Source organism: Pseudoflavonifractor phocaeensis, assembly GCF_016901955.1.
Classification (GTDB): domain Bacteria; phylum Bacillota; class Clostridia; order Oscillospirales; family Oscillospiraceae; genus Flavonifractor; species Flavonifractor phocaeensis_A.
The window spans coordinates 1-1,565 of the sequence record NZ_JACJLC010000182.1; the positions used below are offsets into that span (position 1 = coordinate 1).

At 60.6% G+C, this 1,565-nt stretch carries 2 protein-coding genes and 1 pseudogene; all 3 read left to right on the plus strand.

Annotated features, from left to right (window positions below; genetic code table 11):
* A partial coding sequence (locus H6B51_RS16980) for a GDSL-type esterase/lipase family protein (RefSeq protein ID WP_204884775.1) occupies positions 1-702 on the plus strand: 702 nt, incomplete at its 5' end.
* Between the two features lie 18 nt (positions 703-720).
* The gene (locus H6B51_RS16985) at positions 721-1,203 is read left to right on the plus strand and encodes an RNA polymerase sigma factor (RefSeq protein WP_204884776.1); all 483 of its coding nucleotides are present in this window, start codon (positions 721-723) and stop codon (positions 1,201-1,203) included.
* A 2-nt stretch (positions 1,204-1,205) separates the two neighbouring features.
* Positions 1,206-1,565, plus strand: a pseudogene (locus tag H6B51_RS16990) (DUF3298 and DUF4163 domain-containing protein); the annotation flags it as partial.

The following is a 1,565-nucleotide window of genomic DNA, read 5'->3' on the forward strand; positions in this document are numbered from 1 at the left end:
CCTGAGGCGACTCCGTCCCCCACGCCCCAGGCTACCCCCGTCCAGACGGCCTTTGACTTCAGCCAGCCGGTACCCCAGTCGGAGCCGGTGGAGATGGACTACTTTTCCGACGCCCTGTTCATTGGGGACTCCCGTACCGACGGCTTGCAGATCTACAGCGGCATCAAGGGAGCTACCTTCTACTGCTATAAGGGGTTGAATATCTTTGACATGAACAAGCGGAAGGTAGTGGAGCTCAACGGCGGCACATACACCGTGGTGGAAGCTCTGTCCAAGGGGCCCCAGTACAAAAAAATCTATATTTCCCTGGGCGTCAACGAGCTGGGGTATCCCGGTACCGACAGTTTCCACAATGCGTTTAAAACCTTCCTGGAGCAGGTGAAGGCCGCCCAGCCCAACGCGGTGATCTACCTGCAAAACCTGGTACCCGTCAACCCGGAGATCTGCGCCCAGAAGAAGCAGCCCTCCTATGTGAACAACCAGCGGGTGGCCGACTTTAACGCCATCTTTCCCCAGCTGGCCCAGGAGTGCCAGGTGGCCCTGCTGGACGTGAAGACCGCCCTTAGCGACGCCAACGGCATCCTGCCCGCCGAGGCCACCGTGGACGGCGTCCACTTCACCCGGGCGTGGTATCAGAAATGGCTGGAGTACCTCATGTGCCATGTGGTGACGCCGGAGGCTTACCAGGCGGCCCAACAATAAAAGGAGTGTGCCCGGGTCTTGGACAACACCATCCGACAGCAGCTGAGTCAGTATATCGTGGACCACCAGGAGGAATTTTACCGCCTGGCGTACAGCTACGTCAAAAATCGGGACGCTGCCCTGGATGTGGTGCAGGAAAGCATTGTCAAGGCGCTCAGCCGGTCGGATACCCTCCGGCAGCCCGACTATCTCAAGACCTGGTTTTACCGGATCCTGCTCAACGAGAGCATGAACCACTACCGGCAGGGCAAGCGGCTGGTGCCTCTGGACGTTGTGCCTGACGCGCCCGCCCCGGCGGGGGACCCGGCCGGACGGCTGGACCTGTACGCCGCCATAGACCGCCTTTCTCCCCAGGAGCAGGCTATTATCCGCCTGCGGTTTTTTGAGGACATGAAGCTGGAGGAGGTGGCCCAGGTCACCGGAACAAATCTGAACACCGTGAAATCCCGGCTGTATAAGAGCCTGCGTAAGCTGCGGGAGCTCACGGGGGAGGAGGTATGATCATGAAAAACCCTTGGCAGCAGGCCAAAGCCCGTTATCAGGCGGAAGATTGCCCGCCGGAGCTGGAGTTTGCCGTGGCCTCCGCACTCCGAACGGGGGAACGGAAACGGCGGCAGCGCAGGACGGTACGCCGCGGTCTTTCCGCTGTCCTCAGTACCTGCGCCTGCTTTATGCTGCTGGTCAATCTGAGTCCCAACTTTGCCAGAGCGGTATCCCAGGTGCCGGTGCTGGCTGATCTGGCCCGGGTGTTCACCGTAACCGAGTATAAGGTGGAGGACCGGGATCACCTGATCGACGTGCGGCTGCCCGCCCTGGAGCTGAAGGGAGCCACCGATCTGGAGCAGCGCATCAACACCGAGATC